The 24,011-nt window shown below is 45.2% G+C and carries 15 protein-coding genes and 2 tRNA genes; 2 read left to right on the top strand and 15 right to left on the bottom strand.

Annotated features, from left to right (window positions below):
- Positions 1–12: 12 nt before the first annotated feature.
- From cdaS to NV381_RS30450, 15 genes are all read right to left on the bottom strand, one after another.
- Positions 13–681 carry a sporulation-specific diadenylate cyclase CdaS gene (cdaS, locus tag NV381_RS30520; protein WP_258217098.1) on the bottom strand — a complete coding sequence of 223 codons (669 nt, stop codon included), beginning with the start codon at positions 679–681 and terminating at the stop codon, positions 13–15.
- Between the two features lie 265 nt (positions 682–946).
- Positions 947–1,384: a YkvA family protein gene (locus tag NV381_RS30515; protein ID WP_258217097.1), complete on the bottom strand. Its 438-nt coding sequence runs from the start codon at positions 1,382–1,384 to the stop codon at positions 947–949.
- Positions 1,385–1,672: 288 nt separating this feature from the next.
- Positions 1,673–8,521 (bottom strand): Ig-like domain-containing protein, encoded by a 6,849-nt coding sequence (locus NV381_RS30510; protein ID WP_258217096.1) that lies wholly within the window; start codon positions 8,519–8,521, stop codon positions 1,673–1,675.
- Between the two features lie 211 nt (positions 8,522–8,732).
- Positions 8,733–8,803: transfer RNA gene (locus tag NV381_RS30505), tRNA-Gly, on the bottom strand.
- 6 nt (positions 8,804–8,809) lie between these two features.
- Positions 8,810–8,886: transfer RNA gene (locus tag NV381_RS30500), tRNA-Pro, on the bottom strand.
- Between the two features lie 219 nt (positions 8,887–9,105).
- On the bottom strand, positions 9,106–10,101 hold the full coding sequence (locus NV381_RS30495) for a 2-hydroxyacid dehydrogenase (RefSeq protein WP_258217095.1): 996 nt from the start codon (positions 10,099–10,101) through the stop codon (positions 9,106–9,108).
- Positions 10,102–10,119: 18 nt separating this feature from the next.
- Positions 10,120–11,325: a hydroxyacid-oxoacid transhydrogenase gene (locus tag NV381_RS30490; RefSeq protein ID WP_258217094.1), complete on the bottom strand. Its 1,206-nt coding sequence runs from the start codon at positions 11,323–11,325 to the stop codon at positions 10,120–10,122.
- A gap of 21 nt (positions 11,326–11,346) precedes the next feature.
- Positions 11,347–12,783: an aldehyde dehydrogenase family protein gene (locus NV381_RS30485; RefSeq protein WP_258217093.1), complete on the bottom strand. Its 1,437-nt coding sequence runs from the start codon at positions 12,781–12,783 to the stop codon at positions 11,347–11,349.
- A 68-nt stretch (positions 12,784–12,851) separates the two neighbouring features.
- Positions 12,852–13,946, bottom strand: coding sequence for a mandelate racemase/muconate lactonizing enzyme family protein (locus NV381_RS30480; RefSeq protein ID WP_258217092.1), 1,095 nt, complete (start codon positions 13,944–13,946; stop codon positions 12,852–12,854).
- Positions 13,947–13,978: 32 nt separating this feature from the next.
- Positions 13,979–14,851: a carbohydrate ABC transporter permease gene (locus NV381_RS30475; RefSeq protein WP_258217091.1), complete on the bottom strand. Its 873-nt coding sequence runs from the start codon at positions 14,849–14,851 to the stop codon at positions 13,979–13,981.
- 3 nt (positions 14,852–14,854) lie between these two features.
- Positions 14,855–15,739 (bottom strand): carbohydrate ABC transporter permease, encoded by an 885-nt coding sequence (locus NV381_RS30470; RefSeq protein WP_258217090.1) that lies wholly within the window; start codon positions 15,737–15,739, stop codon positions 14,855–14,857.
- 115 nt (positions 15,740–15,854) lie between these two features.
- Complete coding sequence (locus NV381_RS30465) at positions 15,855–17,198, bottom strand: ABC transporter substrate-binding protein (protein ID WP_258217089.1); 1,344 nt, start codon at positions 17,196–17,198, stop codon at positions 15,855–15,857.
- A gap of 244 nt (positions 17,199–17,442) precedes the next feature.
- On the bottom strand, positions 17,443–18,120 hold the full coding sequence (locus NV381_RS30460; protein WP_258217088.1) for a GntR family transcriptional regulator: 678 nt from the start codon (positions 18,118–18,120) through the stop codon (positions 17,443–17,445).
- Positions 18,121–18,544: 424 nt separating this feature from the next.
- Positions 18,545–21,286 (bottom strand): aconitate hydratase AcnA, encoded by a 2,742-nt coding sequence (gene acnA, locus NV381_RS30455; protein WP_258217087.1) that lies wholly within the window; start codon positions 21,284–21,286, stop codon positions 18,545–18,547.
- Between the two features lie 34 nt (positions 21,287–21,320).
- The gene (locus NV381_RS30450) at positions 21,321–22,451 is read right to left on the bottom strand and encodes a PrpF domain-containing protein (protein ID WP_258217086.1); all 1,131 of its coding nucleotides are present in this window, start codon (positions 22,449–22,451) and stop codon (positions 21,321–21,323) included.
- A gap of 192 nt (positions 22,452–22,643) precedes the next feature.
- Here NV381_RS30450 and NV381_RS30445 point away from each other — a divergent pair, with 192 nt between their 5' ends.
- Together NV381_RS30445 and NV381_RS30440 are read left to right on the top strand one after the other, a co-directional pair.
- Positions 22,644–23,273, top strand: coding sequence for an RraA family protein (locus NV381_RS30445; protein ID WP_258217085.1), 630 nt, complete (start codon positions 22,644–22,646; stop codon positions 23,271–23,273).
- 623 nt (positions 23,274–23,896) lie between these two features.
- Positions 23,897–24,011: transposase (locus NV381_RS30440; protein WP_258212789.1), on the top strand; the 115-nt coding region annotated here is incomplete at its 3' end.

Genomic DNA, 24,011 nt, shown 5'->3' with positions numbered 1-24,011 from the left:
TTAATCTAGTATTTATATAATCTCCATATCCATGTATTGGGTCGCCTCTGCAAGTTCAACCACTGAACCCATCGCATTAAGAGGATGCAGCTTTCCTTGATATGCAAAGGATGCATTTCCGGTTTCTTCCGAAACGATGAGCACCAGCGCATCTGTCCTCTCCGTTAAACCTATCGCGGCCCGATGTCGGGTCCCCATTTTTTTATCCTCTTCCACTAATAAAGCTGAAACCGGCAGGATATTAGCCGCTGAAATTATCCGGTCCGACTTGATCCATACAGCCCCGTCATGCAGCCGATTTCCAGGATAAAAGATAGATTCCAACAGCGAATGACTCAAGGTCCCTTCTATTGAAATGCCGGAGTGGATGAAGGCGTTCAGATTATCTTTTCTCTGAATGACGATTAGCGCACCATGCCGACGCTCGGATAAATGCCGAATACTTATGGCGAGCTCTGAATAGCTGCTTGTAAAAGACGATAGGTAGCATTGCAGATAGAACGAAGCCGCTAAAGACTCCACTGTATTGAAGGCTTCCCTGACTTTTTCAAATTCGTTCAAAAGACAATGAGCCTCGGCATCCAATAGCTGTAAGCTATGCTCTATTTCAGCTGCAATATAGTTCAAATGCTGTTTTAGCTGGTCTTTCATAGGAGATACATCACAATTTGTGGATTGCATCCATAGCACCTCAACCTCTTCAGAATTCATAAAAATTACCTATAGCCATAATATGTACATCTATCCAAAATTGTATGAAAAAAGATAAAGCAGCCTGCGCTATGCTACAACTAATTACGTTAAAAGTTAACTGGATTTATATTTAATGCTTACGGTCAGGAATAGCAAACTTAAAGATGACTTCATGACCAAAACAAATAGGACACCTCATTGAATGGGTGTCCCTACTATAGTACAGCACAGTGACGGTCTCACTTCTGCTTACTTAATCTTCTTTCAATTGCTTGGTCGAAGCGATTCCATCGATACCTTTTTCCACATCAACAATCTTGGCATCAATCTCGATTATTTCCTGATCTCCACGATCGAGTTTACCGAACCACTCTTCCATTTTGTTAAGCGCCTTTTGCTTCACATCTTTATCCAGATGGGTTGCAATCGTACCGAGCACAAAGAGCAATGCTGCCAAATCATCTCCATAACCGACAACCGGAATAAAGTCGGGAACCAGGTCAAAGGGAAGTATCAAGTACCCAAGTGCCCCGTATATTTTCATTTTGTCTTTTCGAGGCACATTAGGATTTTCAATCGCATAAAAGGCAAGAAGAGCACTATATACAACCTTTTTCCCCGCTTCAACAGCATGCTTCTTTAGCTTCTCCCAGAAAGAATTCTCGGAATAGTTGTTCTCGTAGTTACTCATGTCCGCATCACTCCTTTTCATCGGTTATAAATAAAAAACTCAGCACCCTACCCTTACTTTAGACTCCACCTTCTAGCTAGTAATGCAAATTCCAACAACCAATCCAATTACGGACTTCAATCCGGGTCCATATCCATGATTTTAAAGCTTCACTTATTAACTCCTTCGACAATTTTTTCTATACTCCTCCTTATACTAGAAACAATGACGTACCACTCTAGAACGGACCATAAAGCCGCTGGTCATAGACCAGCGGCTGGAAGTAACCCTATAACGAAGATTAATAAATTAATATTTGCGTAAATAAATTAGTACAGGGTTAACGATGATTGGTGATACCGAGTCCCCCATCATCAAGCCATCAATACTGATATCGTAATCGTGACCTGACTGAAAAAATTCCAGCGTTTTGATTATTAAGGAAGATCCACTGACACTTTTGTATACGGCCCCTGTTATCGTCCCATTTGGAGAATAATCCGCTGTTGTTACATATAGTTTCGGTTGAAAAGAGTTTAGTTGGATATTGAAGTCAATAATCAGATAAGGACCTGCCTGTTTCAGAATATATGGATTATCTAGTCCATTAATCCTCAATGAATCATCCAGAAATGCTTGATACACTGCTCCTTGGACCGATGCTGTACTCGACATGCTGACTTTATACACGTTAAGTGTAACCGAAGGTGTAGCAAGTACCGTCACCACCCTCGGTAAACTCCACCTTTTCCCTGATGCTTGTGCTTTTATTTGGATGAGTGTTCCAGGCTTCAATTCCATATAGCTATTTAGCGACAAAGAATATTGACCCTTCCAATCGCTGTACGCCCCCAACACTCCATAACTCGGTATATCTATTAAGATATAGGCATTAGGCTCGCTGACCCCCTGCAGCAAGCTACTTGACGTGTATACACTGCCTGTGACGGTTGGGATCGTTGTCTCCGGTATGGCTGTAACTATTAATTCCAAACCATTACTCTTCATCTTGCCATAAGCATCCGCTGTAAGTATCACGTATTGATTTGGCATTACCCGTGAAGGTAAATAAAAGCTAAAAGCATAACTCCCCTGAGCATCCGCATCTGTTCTTGCAATCAAATCTTGATTGTCTTTTGTCCTTAGCTCTACTATGGAATAAGGCTCCGCTCGTCCAGACAACGAACTATTCGTCTGTTCGTAAACGACTCCCTTCACCGTAGGAGTTGAGGTTGTTCCTTCTACCGGGAGCACTGGCACTAGGATGGGATCACTAGGCTTGTAGTACGTCTCATAGGCTGTCAAGTTCAATATTTGTCCAGAAGTAAGCCAGTTCGACGAGAAAATGAACGTGAAGCTTCCGTTCACACTTCGTGAAGCAATGTAGCCTCCGCTTGCATCAGTTAGACGCAATTCAGCCGGGACACTCATATAACCGCGTATCACGCCGCCATCTGCATATACATTAGATATTACACCAGTCGGCTTGGGCAGTTGTGGCTTGCCCAACACTATCAAATGAATAGGGCTGCTTACAGCTTTCCCGGCAGCATCAGCTGTCAGAGTCAGCCTCTCGCCTTCACGTAAACTATACGAATCTGTGTATAAAGAGAAAGATCCGTTACTGTTAGCATACGTAGAAGAGCTTGTTCCACCATTTTCTTTTTTGAGAACTACCAAAGCCCTGGGCTCTGCCGAACCATAAAGATAGCTTGAAATTTCCGCGTATACAGTCCCATTAACGCTAGGTGTTGCTGTTGTCCCTCGCACCGGCAATACAGTCAGGTACACTGGATTGCTAAAGCTTTTGTTGTCTTCTCTGGCAGCTAGCTGGAGAACCTCTCCTTCTACAAAAGTATGGGTCATCAGGTTCATCGAATACTGATAGCTATTAGACCCTGTAACATTATCATACACCCAGGAGCTGTAGCCCCATGCAACTTCAGTACCGTCATTTCTTTTCAACAGAAGGGTTGCATACCCCTCCGTCTTTCCTTCCAGCCAGCCACCATCTGTATACACATTTGATGTAACGGTAGGCGCAGTTGCTTGCGGCGCACGAGCAACTGTAATATAAACGGGGTCGCTTTCGGCCTTTCCATATACTTTTGCGGTTAAATTTATAATCTCCCCGGCCACCAAGTTTCCGTATACATAATAAGAAAAGTATCCGTCATAGGATGCTGTAGTTGAAAGAATCACTGTGCCATTGGCACGTTTTATTTCAATCTTGGCATTAGATTCCCCATAACCATAGATATAGCCAGTAACTGTATCATATATTTTACCATTCATAGTCGGCGTACCGGTTTTACCTTGAAGCGGAAGAACCGTAAAATAGAATGGATCGCTCTCTTTTTTCCCGGCCTCAGTCGCGGTTAGAGTAAGCTGTTCGCCACCAACAAGTTTGGTTACATCAAGGTAAAAAGAAATATTACCTGCCCAATTATCCCATAAGATCGTTCCATTCGCTTTTTTCACCGTAATTTTCGAATAATTCTCTACCCTGACACTCAACAGACCTTGATCGATATAAACCGACGAGGCCACGCTTGGCTTCGCTGTCTTTACTGCGGCTTGAACCTGAATAAGCTTGGGTTCGCTTTTTGCCATACCAGGTGCATCAGAAATTAAGCGCAAAGTTTCTCCCGCAACCAGAGACTTTTGAATAGTCATGGTGTATATGCCTCGTTCATCCGCATTCCCGGTGCCCATACTTTCCCCATTACTACGAGTCAGGATTAGTACAGAATAAGGCAATGTCTGACCAGATAAGGTGCTGCTGCCTGGAGGAAGATCATACAAAGTACTGCTCACCGAAGGTACAGGTGTTTGTCCCGAAATCGGGAGTACTTGCAGATAGACTGGATCGCTTTCCCTCATTCCTACCGATTGAACAGTAACCTTCAAAATTTCCCCGGCTATAAATTCTGCGGTAAAGCTTAATTTCAGAGATCCCCCTATGTCAGACAGAAAGAAAATCGTGCCATCCTCTCTTGTGAGACGTAAAGTGCCGTATGTATAAACATTGTAAATACTTAGCCCCACGCCATCGGCATATACAGAGCCTGTAACCTTAGGTGTCGGAGTCTGTCCCATAGATGATAATACGATTACAGGAACCGCGTCACTGATTTGTTTTCCAAACGCTTCCAAAGCCACCTGAAGGACTTCTCCAGCCTTGAACGACTGTTTATAAAAATACGTTTCGGACAAGCCCTTTAACGTCGCGCCTCGACTCACTACTGTACCGTCAGATCTGGTTATTACGATAAAACCATCCTCAGCATTGTTGATTTTGATGGAATTAGAACCCTCGTAAAATGGACTTACCAAAGGCCTAGGGCTCTTCCCTTGAACGGGCTGCACCTTGAATACAACCTTCTCACTTTCCGCCTTCCCTGGCGCTATCGCACTCACCATTACACTCTCACCGGTGCTAAAGCCACTGACGCTTGTAATAACGGCGCTAAAATCGATCTTATTATTATGAGATTGCATGAAGATTCCCGAACCTCTACGGAAATAAATGTCCGAACGCTCATCCGCCTCCCCTGACAAAACTCCCCCATTAGTGTAAACCGCTCCGCTAACATTGGGCGCTTTAGTTAGACCGGTTAACGCACTAACCGTGACAGACGTTTGCTCGCTTTCCGTCTTCCCGTAGGCATCTGCCGTAAAAATCAACTTTTCTCCAGCTTTGACGTTCGTAGTATCAGGGTGCCAATTAAACATTCCGCTCCGCGATGAAGTGGCTTGTGCAACCAGTAACCCATTCTGCTTACGAATCTTCACTTTAGAGTAAGGCTCTGTATAACCGGATAAATAATTAGTGTTCTCATAAACTACTGTAGCAACAACTGGAGCTGTAGTTTTTCCGTTAACAGGCTGGACTGTAAGTACTAGCGGTTCACTTGGCGCTTTCCCTGGTTGGCGAACATAGAGATTAATCTTTTTATTTGCCATGAACTCTTGATCGAGGGAAAAATATAGAGCACCCGTTTTCAATTCATTCCAATTGACGGTTTGCCCGCTTTCGTTCTGCATCAGCATAATGCTTCCCAAAGGGCCTGCTATTTCGAACGCGCCGCCATCGGTATAAAGCTCTCCTGTCAGTGTTGGCTGCGGGGTTTGGACTGATGAGGCCGCCACTGCGATAGGCAACGGGTTACTTTCCGGAAGATCCGGAAGTTTGGCTGTAATCGAGATGCTTTCATTGGATTTCAACCACAGTTCTTTCTGTAAGTTCAATGTAAAATGACCTTCTCCATCCGCATCTGCCGCTGCTAATATCTCAGATTGGCCATTTCGCGCAACAACATGAGCACCAGGAGAAGAATTGCCCTTTATCGGCATACCATCATTCAACACACTGCCCACAATACTTGGAGAATCCGTGAGATTTGTCGGCTTTGCAGGCTCCCTGATAAGGATTTGTCCTACAGATATAGATTGCTCTTTAGTCCCGGCTGCAGCGACAACCTCAAAACTCCAATTCCCGGATTCCATTCCCGTTTCAGTTTGCAGAGTGAAGGTTCCGTCTGAGGCCATCACAATGCCGGCATCGCGCGAATAATTCCTCTTCAAGCCTGATGGCGAGACAAGCCTTACATGAATGTTATCCGCGAAGCTGGAATTCCCGTTCATATAGATACTTTTATTACCCAACGAACCATATTCCTTAATGTCCACATAGACTACTGTTATTTGCACTATATTCGTGACCACAAGTCCCTGCGGATCACTTACTTTAGCCGTGACGCTTGCTGTCCCTCCCTTAACAGGGTGAAGATAAAGCATCCTGCCTGTTACCGTAGCTTTCACAATGTCTTCATGATCCGAGCTAGCCGCAATAACCGACAAGGAGCCCTGCTCCGGGTCAGTAGCAAGCTGATTTCCTTCCAAAACCATATCTGCCTGACTGTTAAAAATGTATTGACGTTCCAGCGCTTTAGCTATTGGAGCTTGATTGAGTGAAATTACAATTAAATGGAACTGTTTGACTGTAGTTAGATCCTTCTTTACTATAGTCGCAGTCAGCGTAACCTTCTGGTTAGACTGATCAGCTGCTGGCCGATGAACGACTCCAATTGGACTAAGAACTGCTTCATCATTGGAACTCCAGCTAATCGTTGTTCCGGCTGCCCCCATTAACGGAAGCTTGAGAGTTTCTATCACATATTCCGCAGAATCAGCTCCCGCAAAACCAACAGAAAGCTGTTCAGTTGCATATTTCAAAGCTGCCTGCTTAATCATAGTCTCAGCTCGAACTAACCTGTCAGTAGGTACCTCAAGTTCCGTTCCTCCCAGGGAAACAACGGTATTCACCAATCTGCGTGCAGCTTCAATCTCTTCTTCAATCGCTGCGGAATAATCCGTTGCTAGCTTCAAAGCCTGGATTGCAGTCCGGGCTCTTTCTAAAGCCTTGGCACGAAGCTTAGCCAATACATCAACGGGTGCATCAATTTTCACACCGCTCGCCGACTCCAAAGGTACAGAAGCTATTGCATCCCAGTCCCCTGCAAGCTTTATATCTGCATTCAACATAATTTTACTAGCCTTAGTCCCAGCGTTTAAGGATAGCTGGATTCCTTGGGCTCCTCGAGAAACGATAACCTGCTCGAATTCACCCGTCAACTCGACTTGTTGGTCCGGCATGGTCGTCTCAACTTCAATCGTCCCAAGACTCCCCGTTCCTTGAATTGCTTCTAATTTAACTTTCGTGCCAATCTTTGTTTTCTTTACTTGGGTACTGCCATTCGTCGTAATTCTAACGGGTTCCGATTGATTAGCCGTATTAACCGTCATTTCTTCTGTAACATTTACTTTATCCAGCTTCACCGTATGAGAGGCTCCGGACTTCACTGCCAGATTGGTTGCTTGAATGTTACGGAGGGTTACACTGCCTGTGGCGCCCGGATCCAGAGTAAGCGTTCCTTCAACGATTGCTTGTCCAGACTCTGGACCAAAAGTAACACCATTATTCTGAATAATATCCTGTGCATTAATTTGGAGATCTCCCTTATAGGAGCCTGCATGATTTAATACATCCGATGCCAGGGATTTGCCAGTAAAGCTTTTACCTGTTTGAATTCCATTATAAGACAGCTTATAGACTTGCCCTGCTGTTTGCGTGCTGGTGGTTAGTACCACGATGTTGCCCGGATTTATTTTCAATTGAGCTGAGCTTACGATTAGTTGATTATCCAATGTAAACTGCTCACTCGACACAGACGTTACTGCCATATTAAAGGTTACTTCCACGGTAGAGCTTGAGATTGCGTTCACAGATGCAACTACTGGTGCTGTGATGGTCCCGGTTGTATTTCCACCACCGCCACCGCCTCCACCGCCGCCTCCTGCTCCACCTGTTAATACAGGCGTTGGCTCATTTGGTTTCTCTGGTGGCAGTGCTGCTAAGATTTGGACTCTATTCTTATACACATCTTTATTTTCAATAAACTCATAAGCTAGACGAGCCAATGCCTGTCGATCCGCTCTGGCCTTGGGCGCAAAAAGCAGCTTCCCCCCAGCAGCTTCTACACCATTAATGAAGCCGATCTTGAAGCCAAGCGCAACATGGGGATGAGCCCAAGCCGCTATGTCTTCTGCATCAGCAAACGGAATGTCCAGCGCGAGCTTCTTCGCCGTCTCTTCCATTTGAAACGCTCGAATGAAGAAGACGACCAGCTCTTGCCGTGTCACTTCTTGGTCCGGTGCAAAGCTTGAAGCAGATATCCCTTGAGTGATTCCCGCTTTAACCAAGGCACCGATATAGCCCTTATGCCATGCATTAGACGGCACATCGATAAATGCATCCGCAGCTGCCGGCTCTTCCTTTAGATTAAGAGCCATGGCGACAATTTTAGCAAGCTCGGCTCTTGTCATTTCCTTCTGTGGAGCAAAGGTTCCGTCTCCATAACCTGAAACGATTCCTGACTTGGTCAGCGCTTCAATTTCTTTCGCCGCATATGAGGCCCCTATATCCGTAAGTCCGGGCGCAGAGTCTGCATACACTTCTTGTGCCCCTCCCCATATACCGCCCCATCCGCCAAATATAGCAGAAAAGAGCATGGTAAAAACCAACAGCTTGGACACCTCCGGAACGACTCGCTTCCATTGTGCCAAGAAGTTTGCTGCCTTTAATTTAATGGACACTCTCTTGCCTCCCGATACCATAATTTACAAATAAAAGCAGTCTCCATTATACAGCATTTTCTTTACTAATTGTTACATTTTTCCTATTTTTATGGCATTTTTGGTGCTTTCGACATAGAAAAAACGAAGGTGTTTGGGGAGGTTACGAATATTCAGTCTGAGAACACAAAAAAATCCGTGAATCATCACGGATTTTTTCTGATTTCTATTAAGCAGATGATGGGAATCGAACCCACGCCACCAGCTTGGGAAGCTGAAGTTCTGCCATTGAACTACATCTGCAAAAAATGGTCGGGACGACACGATTTGAACATGCGACCCCCTGGTCCCAAACCAGGTGCTCTACCAAGCTGAGCTACGTCCCGTAATTCTATGTGCAGGGGACATCAACTCCCCACGGTTGACCACTAGTCCTAAGATTGGAGGAGCTAGAAAGTATTTCCGTTCCGCTAAATCAGCGGCAAATACCAATATATCAGGCTTCTTTATGAAATGCAAATGTTTTTCATGAAGTATTGCGGGCCATTGTATCCACAGTCTATTAAATTCGTAAAACCATAGATTACAATGGCCACAATCCTGCTTTACCGCTTCATCCCTGAACCTCTGATCCTGTAAACTTCAGGGTTTACAAGATTTCTTATCCTCTCGCCACTTAATCCCGTTAGGATATGGTGAGCAGTCAATTCGGCCATTTCCATCCTGGTAGCTACGGTAGCGCTTCCTATATGCGGCAGCAGCACTACATTATCAAGACCGATCAAAGGATGGTCCGCACGAATCGGCTCGACTTCAAACACATCCAAGCCGGCTCCCCAAATTTGGCGTTCTTTTAATGCAGTTATAAGGGCGGCTTCATCAACGTTGCTTCCTCTGGAGGTATTAATCAAAATAGCGGTTGGTTTCATTAGCGAAAGCTCTCTTTTGCCTATCATCTTACGCGTTTCCTGAGTGGCTGGAGCCAGCATCACTACAAAATCCGAAGCTTGAAGCAAGCTATCCAGCGAGCTGTATTCGACACCCAGCTCCCGCTCCATATCTTCTCTTCGTCTCCTGTTATGATATAAAATTCGCATACCGAAGCCGGCAGCCCTTCTGGCTACTCCTTTTCCAATTCCACCCATGCCGATAATGCCGATTGTGGAGTTGTAAACATTTTGCCCGGTCAAAAGCATGGGCCCCCAGCCTCTCCAGCTGTCTTTCTTGATGAAGCTCATGGCCTCCACTACTTTTCGTGCAGTTGAAAGCAAGAGCGCAAACGTCAAATCTGCCACTGCTTCCGACAGAACATCGGGTGTATGCCCTACAAGTATCCCTCTTGCGGTTGCTTCCTCAATATCTATGTTGTCGTAACCAACCGCCATCGTGCTGACAACCTTCAGCTTGGTAGCCGCTTGAAATACATGTTTATCTATCCGATCCGATACATTGGTGAACAAAGCGTCGGCATCCTTTACTTGTTCCAGCAGCAGCTCATATGGAATCGGCACATTTTCTTCTGGCCACATATAGGTGGTGTAATTCGCGTCCAGCTTTTGCTTAACGCTTTCCGGAATACGTCTCGTTATGACAACCTTCATGAAATCCTCTCCCGAAAATTAGTAGGCCTTTTCAAGCAAATCAATGAAGCCTCCTACAGTTGCTGCGCGCGGGTTGTTTCGAATTAACCGTTCGATTTGTATCGCTTTTTCCGCGATTTCAGGCAGCTGCTCCCTCGTAATCCCAATCGAATGAAGTCGAGTCGGCAATCCAATCTGCTGCAAAATATCGATGATATGGGAGACGACCAACTGAATCTTGTCCGATGCCGGTTGGAGATTATAAGCAGGAATATGCATGGCTTGAGCCAGCTTATCGATTTTCTCCCCCGTAGTACGGGCATTGTAGCTGATGACATACGGCAGCAGAAGGCCTGTTACTTCTCCATGAGGTGATTTGGATAATCCGCCTATCGGGTAGGCCAACGCATGAGCCGCAGCCGTACCCGCATTGGAAAAAGCCAATCCGGCTAGCAAGCTGCCCAAAAGCATGTTAGAGCGTGCTTCCAGGTTAGTCCCTTGTTGGACAGCAGTTACCAGATTTTTGGAAATGAGATCAATCGCTTGCAAAGCTAAGGTGTCGCTTATCGGAGCCGAGCCTTGAAATAAAATGTCGCCTTCTGCCTGGATATATTTAAAATCCTTGGCCAGGTAAGCTTCAATCGCATGAGCCAAAGCATCAATGCCCGAGCACGCAGTTACATAGGGAGGCAGCTGCATGGTCAGCTCAGGATCCAATAAAGCAACCGCCGGTCTCAAATAATTGTTGGAAATCCCAACTTTAATGTTATTGACCGTATCCGTTACGACAGCTACCGATGTCACTTCAGAACCCGTGCCTGCCGTTGTAGGTATAGCTATCAAGGGAGCAATCGCAGATGGAATAGCGTTCTCGCCAAAATAATCCTGCGGCTGTCCGCCATGCGCTACCAGGAGGGCAACGACTTTGGCCAAATCAATGCTGCTTCCTCCACCCAGCCCGATGATGACATCCGCATTAATTTCCTTTTTGGCATATTCATAGCATTCCAGCACTTTCGAAACCGGAGGTTCCGGAGTCGTCCCGTCAAACACTTTAACCTGGAATTTGTCTTTCTCCAAAATATTTAAAACCGTATGCAGTATGCCGGATTGAACGATTCCCTTATCGGTAATGAGGAATATATTACGGGCATTCATGTTTTTCAAAAGCTCGCCTAATTTATGAATGGCACCATTGCCGAATATAATTTTCCCTGATGGGAAATAAGACCATGTATCCCTCATATGCTGATCATCTCTCTTCGACTAAATATCAAAAACAACTAATTTTTCATTCGTCATTTCTTGAATGGCATACTTCGGACCTTCTTTTCCATATCCGCTATCCTTTACACCGCCATAGGGCATTATATCGGCTCGAAACGTCGACACATCATTGATAATAACGCCACCGAACTCCAATTCCTTGGCCGCCTTAAAGGCCATTTGAAGATCCGATGTAAAAATACCAGCCTGCAGTCCGTAATTGGAATCATTCGCTGCATTCAGAGCTTCACTAATGTCGCTATAAGGAGTAATGCAAACTACGGGTGCAAAAACCTCCTGGCACATCACCTTCATCGAAGCCAGTGTATTGGTCATAATGGTTGGGTATAGAATGGCGCCCTCCCGATGGCCCCCGTAAGCGATCGTCGCCCCCTGTTGAACAGCTTCTTGAATCCACAGCTCGGCTCGCGCTGCTTCTTTCTCGGAAATCATCGGGCCAATATCGGTTTCATCAAGCTCGGGGTCGCCCACTCTTAGCTTCGATGCGGCTTCAATTGACTTTTCAACAAAAGCTGCATATATGTCTTGATGCACATAAATCCTCTGTACGGAAATGCATGCTTGCCCTGCGTTAGTAAAGCCCTTACTCACACATAATTGGGCAGCTCTAGCTAAATCCGGCGCATCTTTGTGAACTATATTCGGCGAGTTGCTGCCAAGCTCCAAGGTCACCTTGCGGATACCGGAGGATGCTTTAATCTGCTTGCCAACCTCCGTACTACCGGTAAAGGTATACATCGCTATGCGGGCATCCTCTAATAAATATTGCCCAATCTCTCTTCCAGGACCGTTTACGATATTTAAAAAACCTGGCGGAAGGCCTGCCTCCAACAATATGGCTGCCATTTGGGCGGCAATCTGCGGTGTTACGCCTGCCGGCTTCAATATAACCGTATTGCCTGCAGCAAGTGCAGGCGCAACTTTATGAGCTACTAAATTAAAAGGGAAATTGAACGGCGTTATTGCGCATAGGACACCTACAGGTACACGTAAAGTAAAGGCGATTTTGTTGTCGCTGCCTGGCTGCCCTTGAACAGGAACTTCATGCCCTTGCAGTCTCTTCGCCTCCTCAGCAGAAGCGATGAACGTCTGAATCCCCCGCTCAATCTCCATGCTGGCGTCTTTTAGCACCTTGCCGCCTTCCCGAACAATCGTCAGGGCAAGCTCTTTTTTCCGCTGTTTAAACAGTTCGGCTGCTTTCATTAAAATCTCATACCTTTGATAAGGTGTCAGCTTCGTTGTTTTGAACGTTTCCAAAGCATTGCCAATCGCATGACTAACATCCTCACGGGATGACTTGGTCACTTTAACAATCACATCTCCGGTATATTTATTGAGAACATCAAACGTTTCTGAGCCGATTATCCATTGCCCGTTAACCAAATTTCCTAACGCTTCCACTGTATGTTTAGACATTCTCCAGCTCCTCCCCCATGTAAAGGAACACCCCGGTTACCCGCCGAGGTATTCTTCTCTCCAACCTTCTAATCCACCCGATATTTCTCAACGTACTCTTCATCTACTTCCGTTCCCATTCCCGGTACATCCGGAAGCAGTACTTCCCCGTCCACCATGGTTAGCCGAGTTTTCAGCAGGCCATCCTCTTTTTTCAGGCTGCCGCTTTCCAGGAAGATCGCGTTAGGCAGAACGCACAGCATATTCACATTTGCCGGTCCGCCGCCATGGCTTGCGATATGATGTCCAGCCACATCGGTAATAGCTCCAATTTCCAGCCATTCCGTAGGTCCTCCGGCTCTCCGGTTATCCGGTTGGTAGATCGAGGCAGCTCCGGCTTGAACCGCATCGTAGAATTGGAATTTGGAATAAAAGTTTTCTCCAATGGCTATCGGGATATCCAACGCGTGGGCCAATCTTGCAGAGCTTTCCTTATGTTGTGGAATCAACGGCTCCTCAAACCATCGGACACCTAGCTGCTCATAAGCTCTCCCCCGACGAAGCGCTTCTTTCTCATCAAATCCCTGATTCGCATCAACCATAATTTTAATGTCAGGTCCTACTTCTCTTTGCGCTAATTTGATCCGTTCGATATCATTCTCCAAAGAATATTTACCTACTTTAAGTTTAATGGCCTTAAATCCTTCTTCCACGGTTTCGATACATTTTGCGACATATTCCTTTTCTGTATCGACATACCATCCAGCCATGCAATAAGCAGGAATACGGTCACGAACAGCGCCTAAAACCTTCGCAGTCGGCAGATTGGCTTTTTTTCCAATAATATCCCACAGCGCAATATCTATTGCTGAAATAGCGAAATGCGAGAAGCCTTCTGCACCGTGGTAGTCAGCGATACTCCACAGCTTCTTGCGGATTTGACGAGTAAAATGGGGATCTTCCCCAATGAGATGCGGTCCCAGCTCTGATTCCAGCATCAGCTTCAATATCGCTCCGCTTGCTTTTCCTCTACCGAAAAAACTCGATCCATACCCTATAATCCCTTCGTCCGTATGGATCTTGGTTACTACTCGAGTGCCTGCATCATAAGTGTGCAGCGCGTCCTTCATCGGATTTTTAACTTCCGTTACAATAATTACAGCTTCCAGCTTCGTGATTTTCATGCATAAAACCTCCAATGAATTTAGTTTCATTACTAGCCTTTGATCCCTGAAGTGGCGATGCCTTCAATAATGTACCGTTGACAAAAGACATAAAACAATAAAACGGGCAATTCAGCTATAAAGGCTCCTGCCATCATAAGATGCCAGTGAGTAGTAAACTCTCCTTGGAACGTACGCAAACCAACTTGAATCGGCTGTAGATCTACAGAATCGATAACAATGAGCGGCCATAGAAATGAATTCCATTCGCCCAGGAAAAGAAATATGCCCAAAGTTACAAATGCAGGCTTAGCCAACGGAATCATAATGTTCCAGTAAATTCTGAACCGGCTGCACCCATCAATTCTTGCCGCTTCCTCAAGCTCAACAGGGATCGAGAGGAAAAATTGCCTTAACATAAACACCCCGAAAGCCGTAAATAATTGGGGAAAAATCAATGCGTTATACGTATTCAACCAACCGAATTCCTTCATAATCAAAAAGTTGGGAATCATCGTTACCTGCTGCGGTATCATCATTGTTGTCAAGAAGCATAGAAAGAGAGTGCTTTTCCCTTTAAAATTCAGTCGTGCAAACGCATAAGCTGCCAGGGAAGAAACCAATATCGCCAATATCGTTACTGAAATAGCAACAAAAAAGGAATTTAAAATAAATCGTCCCATCGGAATGCTTTGAAAAACTTCCACATAATTGCTAAATCGGAATGTCTCAGGAATCCAACGAATCGGAATTTCGCTTACTTCGTCCAAATTTTTCAAAGAAGAGGATACCATCCAAATAAAAGGGAGGATCATTATTCCGGAAAAAGTAATTAGAATCGCGTACGTTATCAAATCGGTAATCCGCTGCAGGGTCGACCTTTTCAGGGCGATGGACGCTTTTGCCGTAGATTGGACAGTTTCCATGGATTATGCGGCCTCCCTTCGGTGATTGACATAGGATTGAATCATAGTAACGATTAAAAGAATAAGGAATAAAACCCAAGCAATTGCCGAAGCATAGCCCATATTGAAATATTTGAATCCCTGCTGATAGATGTATAAAACCAACGTGTTTGTCGAAGCGCCGGGACCGCCTTCCGTCATGATCAGCGCATATCCAAACACTTGAAAAGAGTGGATAATCGAAATCACCGTTATAAAAAAGGTAGTAGGCCGCAACAAAGGAAGCGTAATTTTCCAAAACATATTCCACTTGCTCGATCCGTCAATTTCAGCTGCTTCATATAATTCCTTGGGAACATTTTGCAAGCCTGCCAGGAAAATAACCATATTGTAGCCAATCGTTTTCCAAATCGTTACAATGATGATCGAAGGTAAAGCCCAAGTGGTGCTGGTTAGCCATGTAGGAGGATTCTGAACGCCCATTTCCCTCAATAACACATTAATTAAACCGACATCAGGGTTATACAGCCACTTCCAGACCAGCGAAATAGCTACTGTCGAAGTCATTACAGGGAGGAAATACACCGTTCTCCACAGGGCAATCCCGAGTATTTTTTGATTTAACAATAAGGCGGCTGCCAATCCCAGTGCGATGCTTAACGGAACAACTCCGACCGCATACCAGAATGTATTTTCCAGAGCAATCCAAAATATTTTATCCTCTGTAAAAATTTTGATAAAGTTTCCAAAACCAATAAACTTCGGACTCGACAAGGTGTTCCATTCATAGAAGGAAATAACAAGGGATGTCACCAACGGAACTGCGGTGAAAATACCGAATCCAATTATGGCGGGCAACAAAAAGTAATAAGCTACCATCGTGTCATTTAACAAAAATTTCCTCGACATGCTGCATTCCCCTCAATATTTATTTATGAAACCGGACAAGAAGGGGCTTCAATCCTCATCCGGTCACCCTACGTCTTTTCTTAGATCCCTAACACTGAACATGGCTTCAAAAAAACTACTTAGGCATTATTGCGTTAACTTCATTCTCAATGAGCTTCAACGATTCATCGATCTTACCGTTCTTATCAAGGTAATAAAGACCCAAATATTTTTTAATAATAGTATCGGTTTGCGTCCATACCGGATTGGTAGGCTTTACACCGGAATGATCCGTATAGCTTTCCAATGCGACTTTACGGTCCACTTTAAATTTATCGCCTGGCAAATACTTTTTCTCATCGTTCAGTATGGACTTTCTGACAGGTGCGGAGAACCCGGTGCTGATCAGAATTTCCTGACCTTTTGGCCCGTTAATAAACTTGGCTAGTTCCCAGGCCGCTTCTTTGTTTTTGCTCGCCTTCGGTATGGCTAAGCTTGTAGGAGACAAAGCTCCTAGACGATTTTTGGGTCCCATCGGGAACAAAGCAAGGTTCCATTCGAACTTAGCCTTTTGCATAGTTGCAATAAAGGATCCCGCATCAAAATGCATGGCTATTTTTTCATTCATAAATAAGGACTGCGGAGTTCCATTCGTATAAACGCTCGGGTTTGGCGCAATTTGATGAACATAGATAAGGTCGTGTAAATACTGGAGTGCCTTTCTGCTTTCAGGCGAGTTAAAAATAAATTTTTTCCCGTCCTGGCTGAAATAATCGCCGCCCGCTTGCCAAATGTAACTTGCGCTTATGTCTGATATTTCCCCTTGAAAGCCAATCGCGTATACTTTCTTGTTCGGATCGGTGCTATTATTCGTCAGCTTCTTTCCTTGCTCAATTAATGTATCCCATGTCCAGGTACTATCCGGGTATTTCACGCCGGCCTCGTCAAAAATCCGCTTATTGTAAAAGATCGTTCTGCCCGCTGAGTTCCGAGGCAAAGCCCATATCTCCCCGTTATATTCCATCGCTTTCATCAATCTCTCAAAGTTGTCGCCGAAATTTTCCTTATCCCATTCACCTTTAATCCATTTGGTTTGCGGCTCCAATACTCCGGCTGCAGCAAAAGAAATTAAGTCGTTAGCCGTGAAATTGATGAGATCCGGTTGGGTTCCGCCGGTGAATGTAGTTTGAATTTTGGTTAAATACTCCGCCGGAATGTACACAGGCTCAACCGTAACATTCGGGTACTCTTTCATGAACGCGTCGACTACGGCGACATGCAAAGCTTTTGTATCTGTATCGCCCCAGAAAGAATATTTAATGCTTACTTTTTTATTAGGATCGAATTTGGGTACTGTAGTTGTTGGTGCCGATGTGCCTGGAGCTGGCGTACTTGCAACTGGCGCTGGACTGGTTGAACTGCAAGCACTTAAAGCAACGGCTGACATGGCGATCAGAGCTATAGCTTTGGTATTCTTCATTTCTTAACCCCTCCTGATTTTTGCTAATACATCGTTTACCATTTTGCCCCGCAACTCATGTGAATTCCCGTATCACCTCCAGCTAATAATCAATCCAATTATAAGATAGCGCTTACAAAACTGTATGTATCGTGCACATGCTGCCGGTTTTGCCAAACTTTTCATAAAAAGTTTCATAAAGAGAGAGCAAATCCTTGGGGTATCCACACTGAATCCAAGATGATTTAGCTCCCTTCTAAGAAAATCAAAGCTTCTTTAAATCCTTATCCCTTTTTTGCAACAAACGATTTTTCGCATCCCAGATGTGGTTAGTAACAGCTTCCTCAGCACGATATATATCACGGGATCGAATGGCCTCTACAATTTCCTCATGCTCAGCTGAAGCCTCATATTGATCCACCTCACCTCTTACATGATAAAAACGAGCGATGTGCAGATGACAATGCATCCCTCCATACGCATCGGTAAGAAATGAATTTTCCGTTGCCTTAACCATAGTTAAGTGAAACAGATGATCCAATTGATTGAATTCAAGAACTTCCTTATAAGATGAACCCATCTTAATCGATGCGATTTGCTCCATTAAGCGGGTCATTCCATCCAAAATATGCAGACGATTATAACGGATTATATTGCGAATCGCATGCGTCTCAATTAAAATTCGAGCTTCCAGCATATCCGTCATACTTTGATCATCCAAAATCCCGCTGACCCGATACCCCTTATAAGGCTCTAGTATGACCAGCTTCTCGGAATGAAAACGGGAAAGAACTTCTCTTAAAGGGATTGGGCTAATATTTAACTCCTTCGACAGGTGATCAATATTAATCTTTTGTCCGGGAGATAATTTCCACTCAAAAATCTGCTCCTTTAACAAATTATAAATATACTCCGTAGTGACTCCTTTTTCTTTCTCCTTCATTCACTTCCGCCTTTCCTTTGTTGAAAGAAATCTTATAGTTCTCATTAACAAAATGATAATATAGCAATAATATATAATCGTATATTATTTGTCAATGAATTATTTGAAAATTATGTGTATTAGGCGATATTCTCAGTTTATTGAGTAATTAATTAAAATAATCATATATTATGCTACCATCAAGTAATTAATATAATATATGATTATCATATGATAATCCTCTGCACTAAAGCTGCTGCCAGGTAAATGTTGCAATAATAGACCACGGTGGCCTTCGACTTTCCAACCAATTGAAAGCTCAAAAAAGACTCCAGAACCACACATTAGTAGTGGTTTTAGAGTCTTACTCTTTTTTAAGCTTAGGGTCGTGTTATACTACCGACGATCTCGAAGATGCTTCATTCCAACCCTTCGTCAAATGCCACTAATCGGAATGATTATTCGCCCGCGCCAGCTTGCTGCGAAGTACCATTTGCAATACTCCGCCATGGCGGTAATAATCGATCTCCGCTTCGCTATCGAATCTCACCAATGCCTCGAATCGCTTTTGGTTTCCCTTCTCATCCACCGCGGATACAGTTACTATTTGTCGCGGCCTGATACTTTCATCGATTTCAATTTCAAAAACCTCCGTGCCAGTAAGACCTATCGAATCGGCATTTTCTCCTTCCTTGAACTGAAGAGGAAGAACTCCCATCAAGGCAAGATTGCTTCTATGAATACGTTCAAAGCCTTGTGCAATAACCGCTTTAACACCAAGAAGATAAGTAGCTTTCGCCGCCCAATCGCGTGAACTACCCATACCGTAATCATTTCCGGAAATAATGATCAATCCTGTGCCGTCCTGTCGATACTTCATGGCTGCATCGTAGATCGGCATAACCGCCCCGCTTGGAAAATACGTCGTCAAGCCTCCCTCAGTGCCCGCTGCTACCTGGTTGCGAAGCCTGATATTGGCAAACCCCCCGCGCATCATGACATGATGATTCCCCCGTCTGGCTCCGTAAGAGCTCAGGTCTCCTGTTGGGACACCATGGTCCATCAAATATTTCCCAGCGACACTATTAGGCGGGATCGTGCCGCCTGCCGGGGAAATATGATCCGTAGTAATCGAATCTCCCAGCTTGGCCAACACCCGTAACCCTTGAAGCTGGCGGATTCCCCTAGGGTCCAGAGACATGTTTTCAAAAAAGGGCGGGTTTTGCAAATACGTTGACTGCTCATCCCATTCATACAGCAAACCTTCGGCGGTTTCCAGATGATTCCAATCCCTATTTCCCGTAAAGATCCGCTCGTTGCGATATTTAAACAGCTCTGGAGTTACGGACTCGGCGATTATCTTTTGAACCTCCGCTTCAGATGGCCATAGATCTGCCAAATATACATTCTTCCCTTCCTGGTCCTTGCCTATCGGTTCGTTACGAAGATTTATATCTACCGTACCCGCAATAGCGTAGGCAACTACAAGCGGCGGGGAAGCAAGGAAATTGGCTTTAATAAGAGGATGAATACGTCCTTCAAAGTTACGATTCCCGGAAAGAACGCCGCATACGATCATATCATTATGAGTAATCGCGTCTGCAATTTCTTCCGGAAGAGGTCCGGAATTGCCCACACAAGTCGTACAGCCGTAACCTACGAGATAGAATCCGAGCTGTTCCAAGAACAGCAGCAAGCCTGCTTTCCGCAAGTAATCGGTAACTACTTTTGATCCCGGTGAAAGGCTGGTTTTCACATAAGGGGGAACGGTCAACCCTTTCTCCACTGCCTTTTTGGCAAGAAGTCCTGCGCCGATCATCACATTCGGGTTCGATGTGTTGGTGCAGCTCGTTATGGCCGCAAGCACGATAGAACCTGTTTGGAGCTTCGACGTCGCTCCGCCGGAGTGGCGAATTAGCACTTCTTTGTCAGTCTCGTCTTTGGGCAGACCATACCCGTTATTCCCCGCTTCGTGGGTCAATGCTTTTGTAAACGTCTCCTTCACTTCCGAGAGTCGGATGATGTCTTGCGGCCGTTTCGGACCGGCCAGGCTTGTTTCAATCACTGAAAGGTCAAGATCAATAATTTCTGTATAGACGGCTTCTTCAGATTCAGGCGTGTAAAACAAACCGTTGGCTTTACAGTAAGCTTCGACAAGCTGAACCTGCTCCTCCTCACGTCCCGATAAACGCATGTAATTCAATGTCTCCTGATCGACTGGAAACATCGTCATCGTAGCTCCATTCTCCGGAGACATGTTCGAAACCGTCGCTCTATCGGCCAAGGATAAGTGAGCAACTCCTTCACCGCAAAACTCGACAAATTTGCCGACTACTTTTTTCTTGCGCAGAAGATTCGTTACGTACAAAGCCAAATCTGTTCCCGTGGTACCGGAAGGCAGCTTACCGCTCAAGCGGATTCCTATCACTTCGGGAGCCGGAAAGCACGAGGGCTGACCGAGCATGCCGGCTTCAGCTTCAATGCCGCCGACTCCCCAGCCAACCACACCGATGCCATTGATCATGGGTGTATGGGAATCCGTACCGAAACAGGTATCGGGGTAAGCAAGATATTCACCGTTTTCTTCTTCGACGCTATAAACGACAGGAGTCAAATATTCAAGATTCGCTTGGTGGATAATGGCCGTTGAAGGCGGCACAGCACGGAATTTGTCGATGGAATTCGTTGCCCATTTGAAAAACTTATACCGCTCATAATTCAGCTCAAAGCCCCGGTCCACATTATATTGAAGCGCATCCGGCGTACCGAATTGATCCACTTGCTCCGCGTGGTCGATAACAAGGTCGACAGGAATTTCAGGGTTAATCAGCGCCGGGTCCCCTCCCATATCGCTCATTGCTGTTCTCAAAGAAGCCAGGTCCACGACGACAGGGATTCCGGTAAAATCCTGCAGTACAATTCGCGCAGGCTTGAAGGGAACATCAACGTTTTCCTTCATCTGCGCTGTCCCCCATTGAGCAAGGTTTTCAATATGCTCTATAGTAATCGTCTTCCCGTCATATTGGCGCAGAACGGATTCCAATATGATTTTAATAGAGTAAGGAAGCCTGGAAATAGCGCCTGCACCCGCTTCCTCCAAAGCCTGCAGACGGTAGTAATAATAGGTTTTCCCGTTTAATGTGAAATTGGAACGGGCTGCATAAATATCATTTCGTGTTGCTGTCATGGTTGGCTTCCTCCGTCTCTTAATGCCTTAATGTTTATTCAGGAATGTACAGGTCACCCTTCATAATTCTCCTTGCCGTTCGGTCAAGCCCAACGGAGGCAACATCCTTGCCATCCTCTGTCAATGAAACACGAACCTCCGCAATCCCCTCCGGATGACCGATTCGAATGATTTGGCCCTGAACCCCGTCCTTCGCAACTGCAAAACGATTGGGTATGGTCCCCTGCAGCAAGGCGGCAGCCGCAAGATTATAAAGCCCGCTCCCGGCGAAAGTTCGATGGAATTTCCCCATCGAGAGCATTCTGGCTACAATATCGACTTCTTCTTTCCTGATCAGCTTGCCGCCAGAAGTGACATAGTCCTGCGGCTCCGCTACCAACGTGATTTTGGGAACAGAGCCTGCGACTTCTTCCAGGGACTTGGCCATTCCCGCATGAATCGCCATCCGACTGCGGATGGCTTCGATTTCTGCCAGCAGCCCTTCGTTCATCGCCAGCTCGCTGCTCGGCTCCGTTCCTTTTACCCCCAAATCGTTAGCCGCTACATACACAAAAGGATTAACCACATCGACGAATGATACTTCATAAGCTCTTCTGTCCGTCTCCATGCTGAATAGAACATCGATCGGCAAAGTCTTTCCCGTTTTTGCACCGCCAGGGTTCAAAATATCGACGGTAAATTGGGCTCCGGTACCCGATACCCCAGGCATGACATAGTCGCCTGACACTCTCGCTTTGCCATTCACAACCGGCACCTTCAGCTGAAGCTTTTTCTTGATATTGGTGTTAAATACCGACACGTTCACATAGTCAATGGATGGTTTCGCTATAACTAATCCTTCATCTACAGCAAAAGCGCCGACGGCAGCCATCAAATTACCACATGTCCCCTTGTCGTCTATTATTTCTTCACCGATTCCGATTTGATAAAACGTATAATCCACATCCACTCCGTCCAAAAGCGACTGGGAGATGACACATACTTTACTGGTGTGCGAGGTCCCGCTGCCTAGCCCATTAATTTGATTAACGTTATAAGCGTCGATCCCATGAAGAAAAATCTTTTTCTGCAATTGTGCATCCTCGGGCAAGCTGCTTTTCACAAAAAATATTCCTCGGCTAGTACCGCCTCTATAAACTGCGCATGGAATGGAAAATTGGGACATATCAACGACCTCCAGATAGTTATTGAAAGCTCAAGCTGGTTTCAGTTTAGAGCAAGCCGCAGAGAAAAAATAATACTTATTCTTTATTGCTGGCCATCAAGATTTTGAATTTCATTTAATCGGAGACAAAATATATAGTTATATAGTGGCTTAAAAATCAAAGGGAGAGTTTATTCTATGGAGGGGATTACTTTGAAACACAACATCATTGATCAATTTCAACAAATTCCGACAACCTGTATTTCCGATGCTATGCAGGGAATGAATAATTTGGATCCCCGAATTAAACCTTTAACGGAGGAATACCGGATTGCCGGCAGAGCCTTGACCGTACAAATGCCTGTTGGGGATAACATGGCGGTGCTGAGAGCGATCAGGGAAGCCAAGCCCGGGGACATTCTGGTTGTGGATGCCAAAGGGGATGAATACCGCGCCATTGCAGGGGATTTTGTTGTCGGGATGGCCCAATCGTTAGGAATTAAAGGCATTATCGTTGACGGGACCATTAGGGATATTCTAGGCATTAAGAAGCTCCATTTCCCCGTTTTCTCCAGAGGAACTACTGCTGCTGCCAGCGGCAAGGCTGGTGGAGGAGAAATTAACGTTCCGATTTCATGCGGCGGCGCTCCCGTACATCCGGGCGATATCGTCGTCGGTGACGCCGATGGAGTAGTTGTCGTGCCCCAGGCGCTGGAACAGGAGGTACTTAGAAATGCGCTGGCCAAGCTGGACAAAGACAACATGCGTGCGGCGCAATATTCGGGGAACCCGGAGAAAATCATTCTGTATCTCGATGAGATTATTGGCACAGCCCAATCATAAGTGTGGCATAAGCAAAGCCACAAGCACGGCATTAGCATGGCTCAGCCAACCTAGAGGCTTGCCACAAGCAATGCATTAGCATGGCTCAGCCATAAATTCGCGCTGCTTTAGGCTTGTCGTATTGGGGAGCATCTCACATCAACATCAGAGCTCAATGAAAGTAAACAGCCCTCTACCCTTTATAATTAATGGAAAAACTCCTGTTAATTATAGGCCACAGAGTCATTTTTACATAAATAGAGGGAAAAACACCTGTTAATTCCATACTCTTTTTCGATTCACACCAATAATTGCTATATTAAATGGACATTTTCCAGTTATTCTCCTCATCGAGCCCAAAAAGGGAGAATTAACTCCAGAAATTCCAGCTAAACGCTACGTACGGCTACGTACGGTATCGACCGCCAATCCCTGGTTCGACTTTTGAACTTTATGATGTCTAGAGTAACCAGCTTAGTAAGCTTCTAGGACGAGCAGGTTCCGATCGTTGCATGGTGGTCGGTCGAACTCCACACGGCTTACTCGACAAAGACACATTTAGATCTAGAATAAAAAGTGGACACCTCATAAGAGAATGCAGATAATTAAATTACAAAGAGGAAGAGGTGTCCGGTGTGGGTGAGATGAGACAGAGGTTCAGTGATGAGTTTAAAGAAAAGACAGTAAAGTACATTCAAGAACAGACAAAGAGCGTTCCGCAGATTGCAGAAGAGTTAAACATCCCAGCAGGAACGTTAC

The sequence above is a fragment of the Paenibacillus radicis (ex Xue et al. 2023) genome (assembly GCF_024722015.1).
Taxonomy (GTDB): Bacteria; Bacillota; Bacilli; order Paenibacillales; family NBRC-103111; genus Paenibacillus_S.
This window is presented reverse-complemented; position numbering and strand designations above follow the sequence as displayed.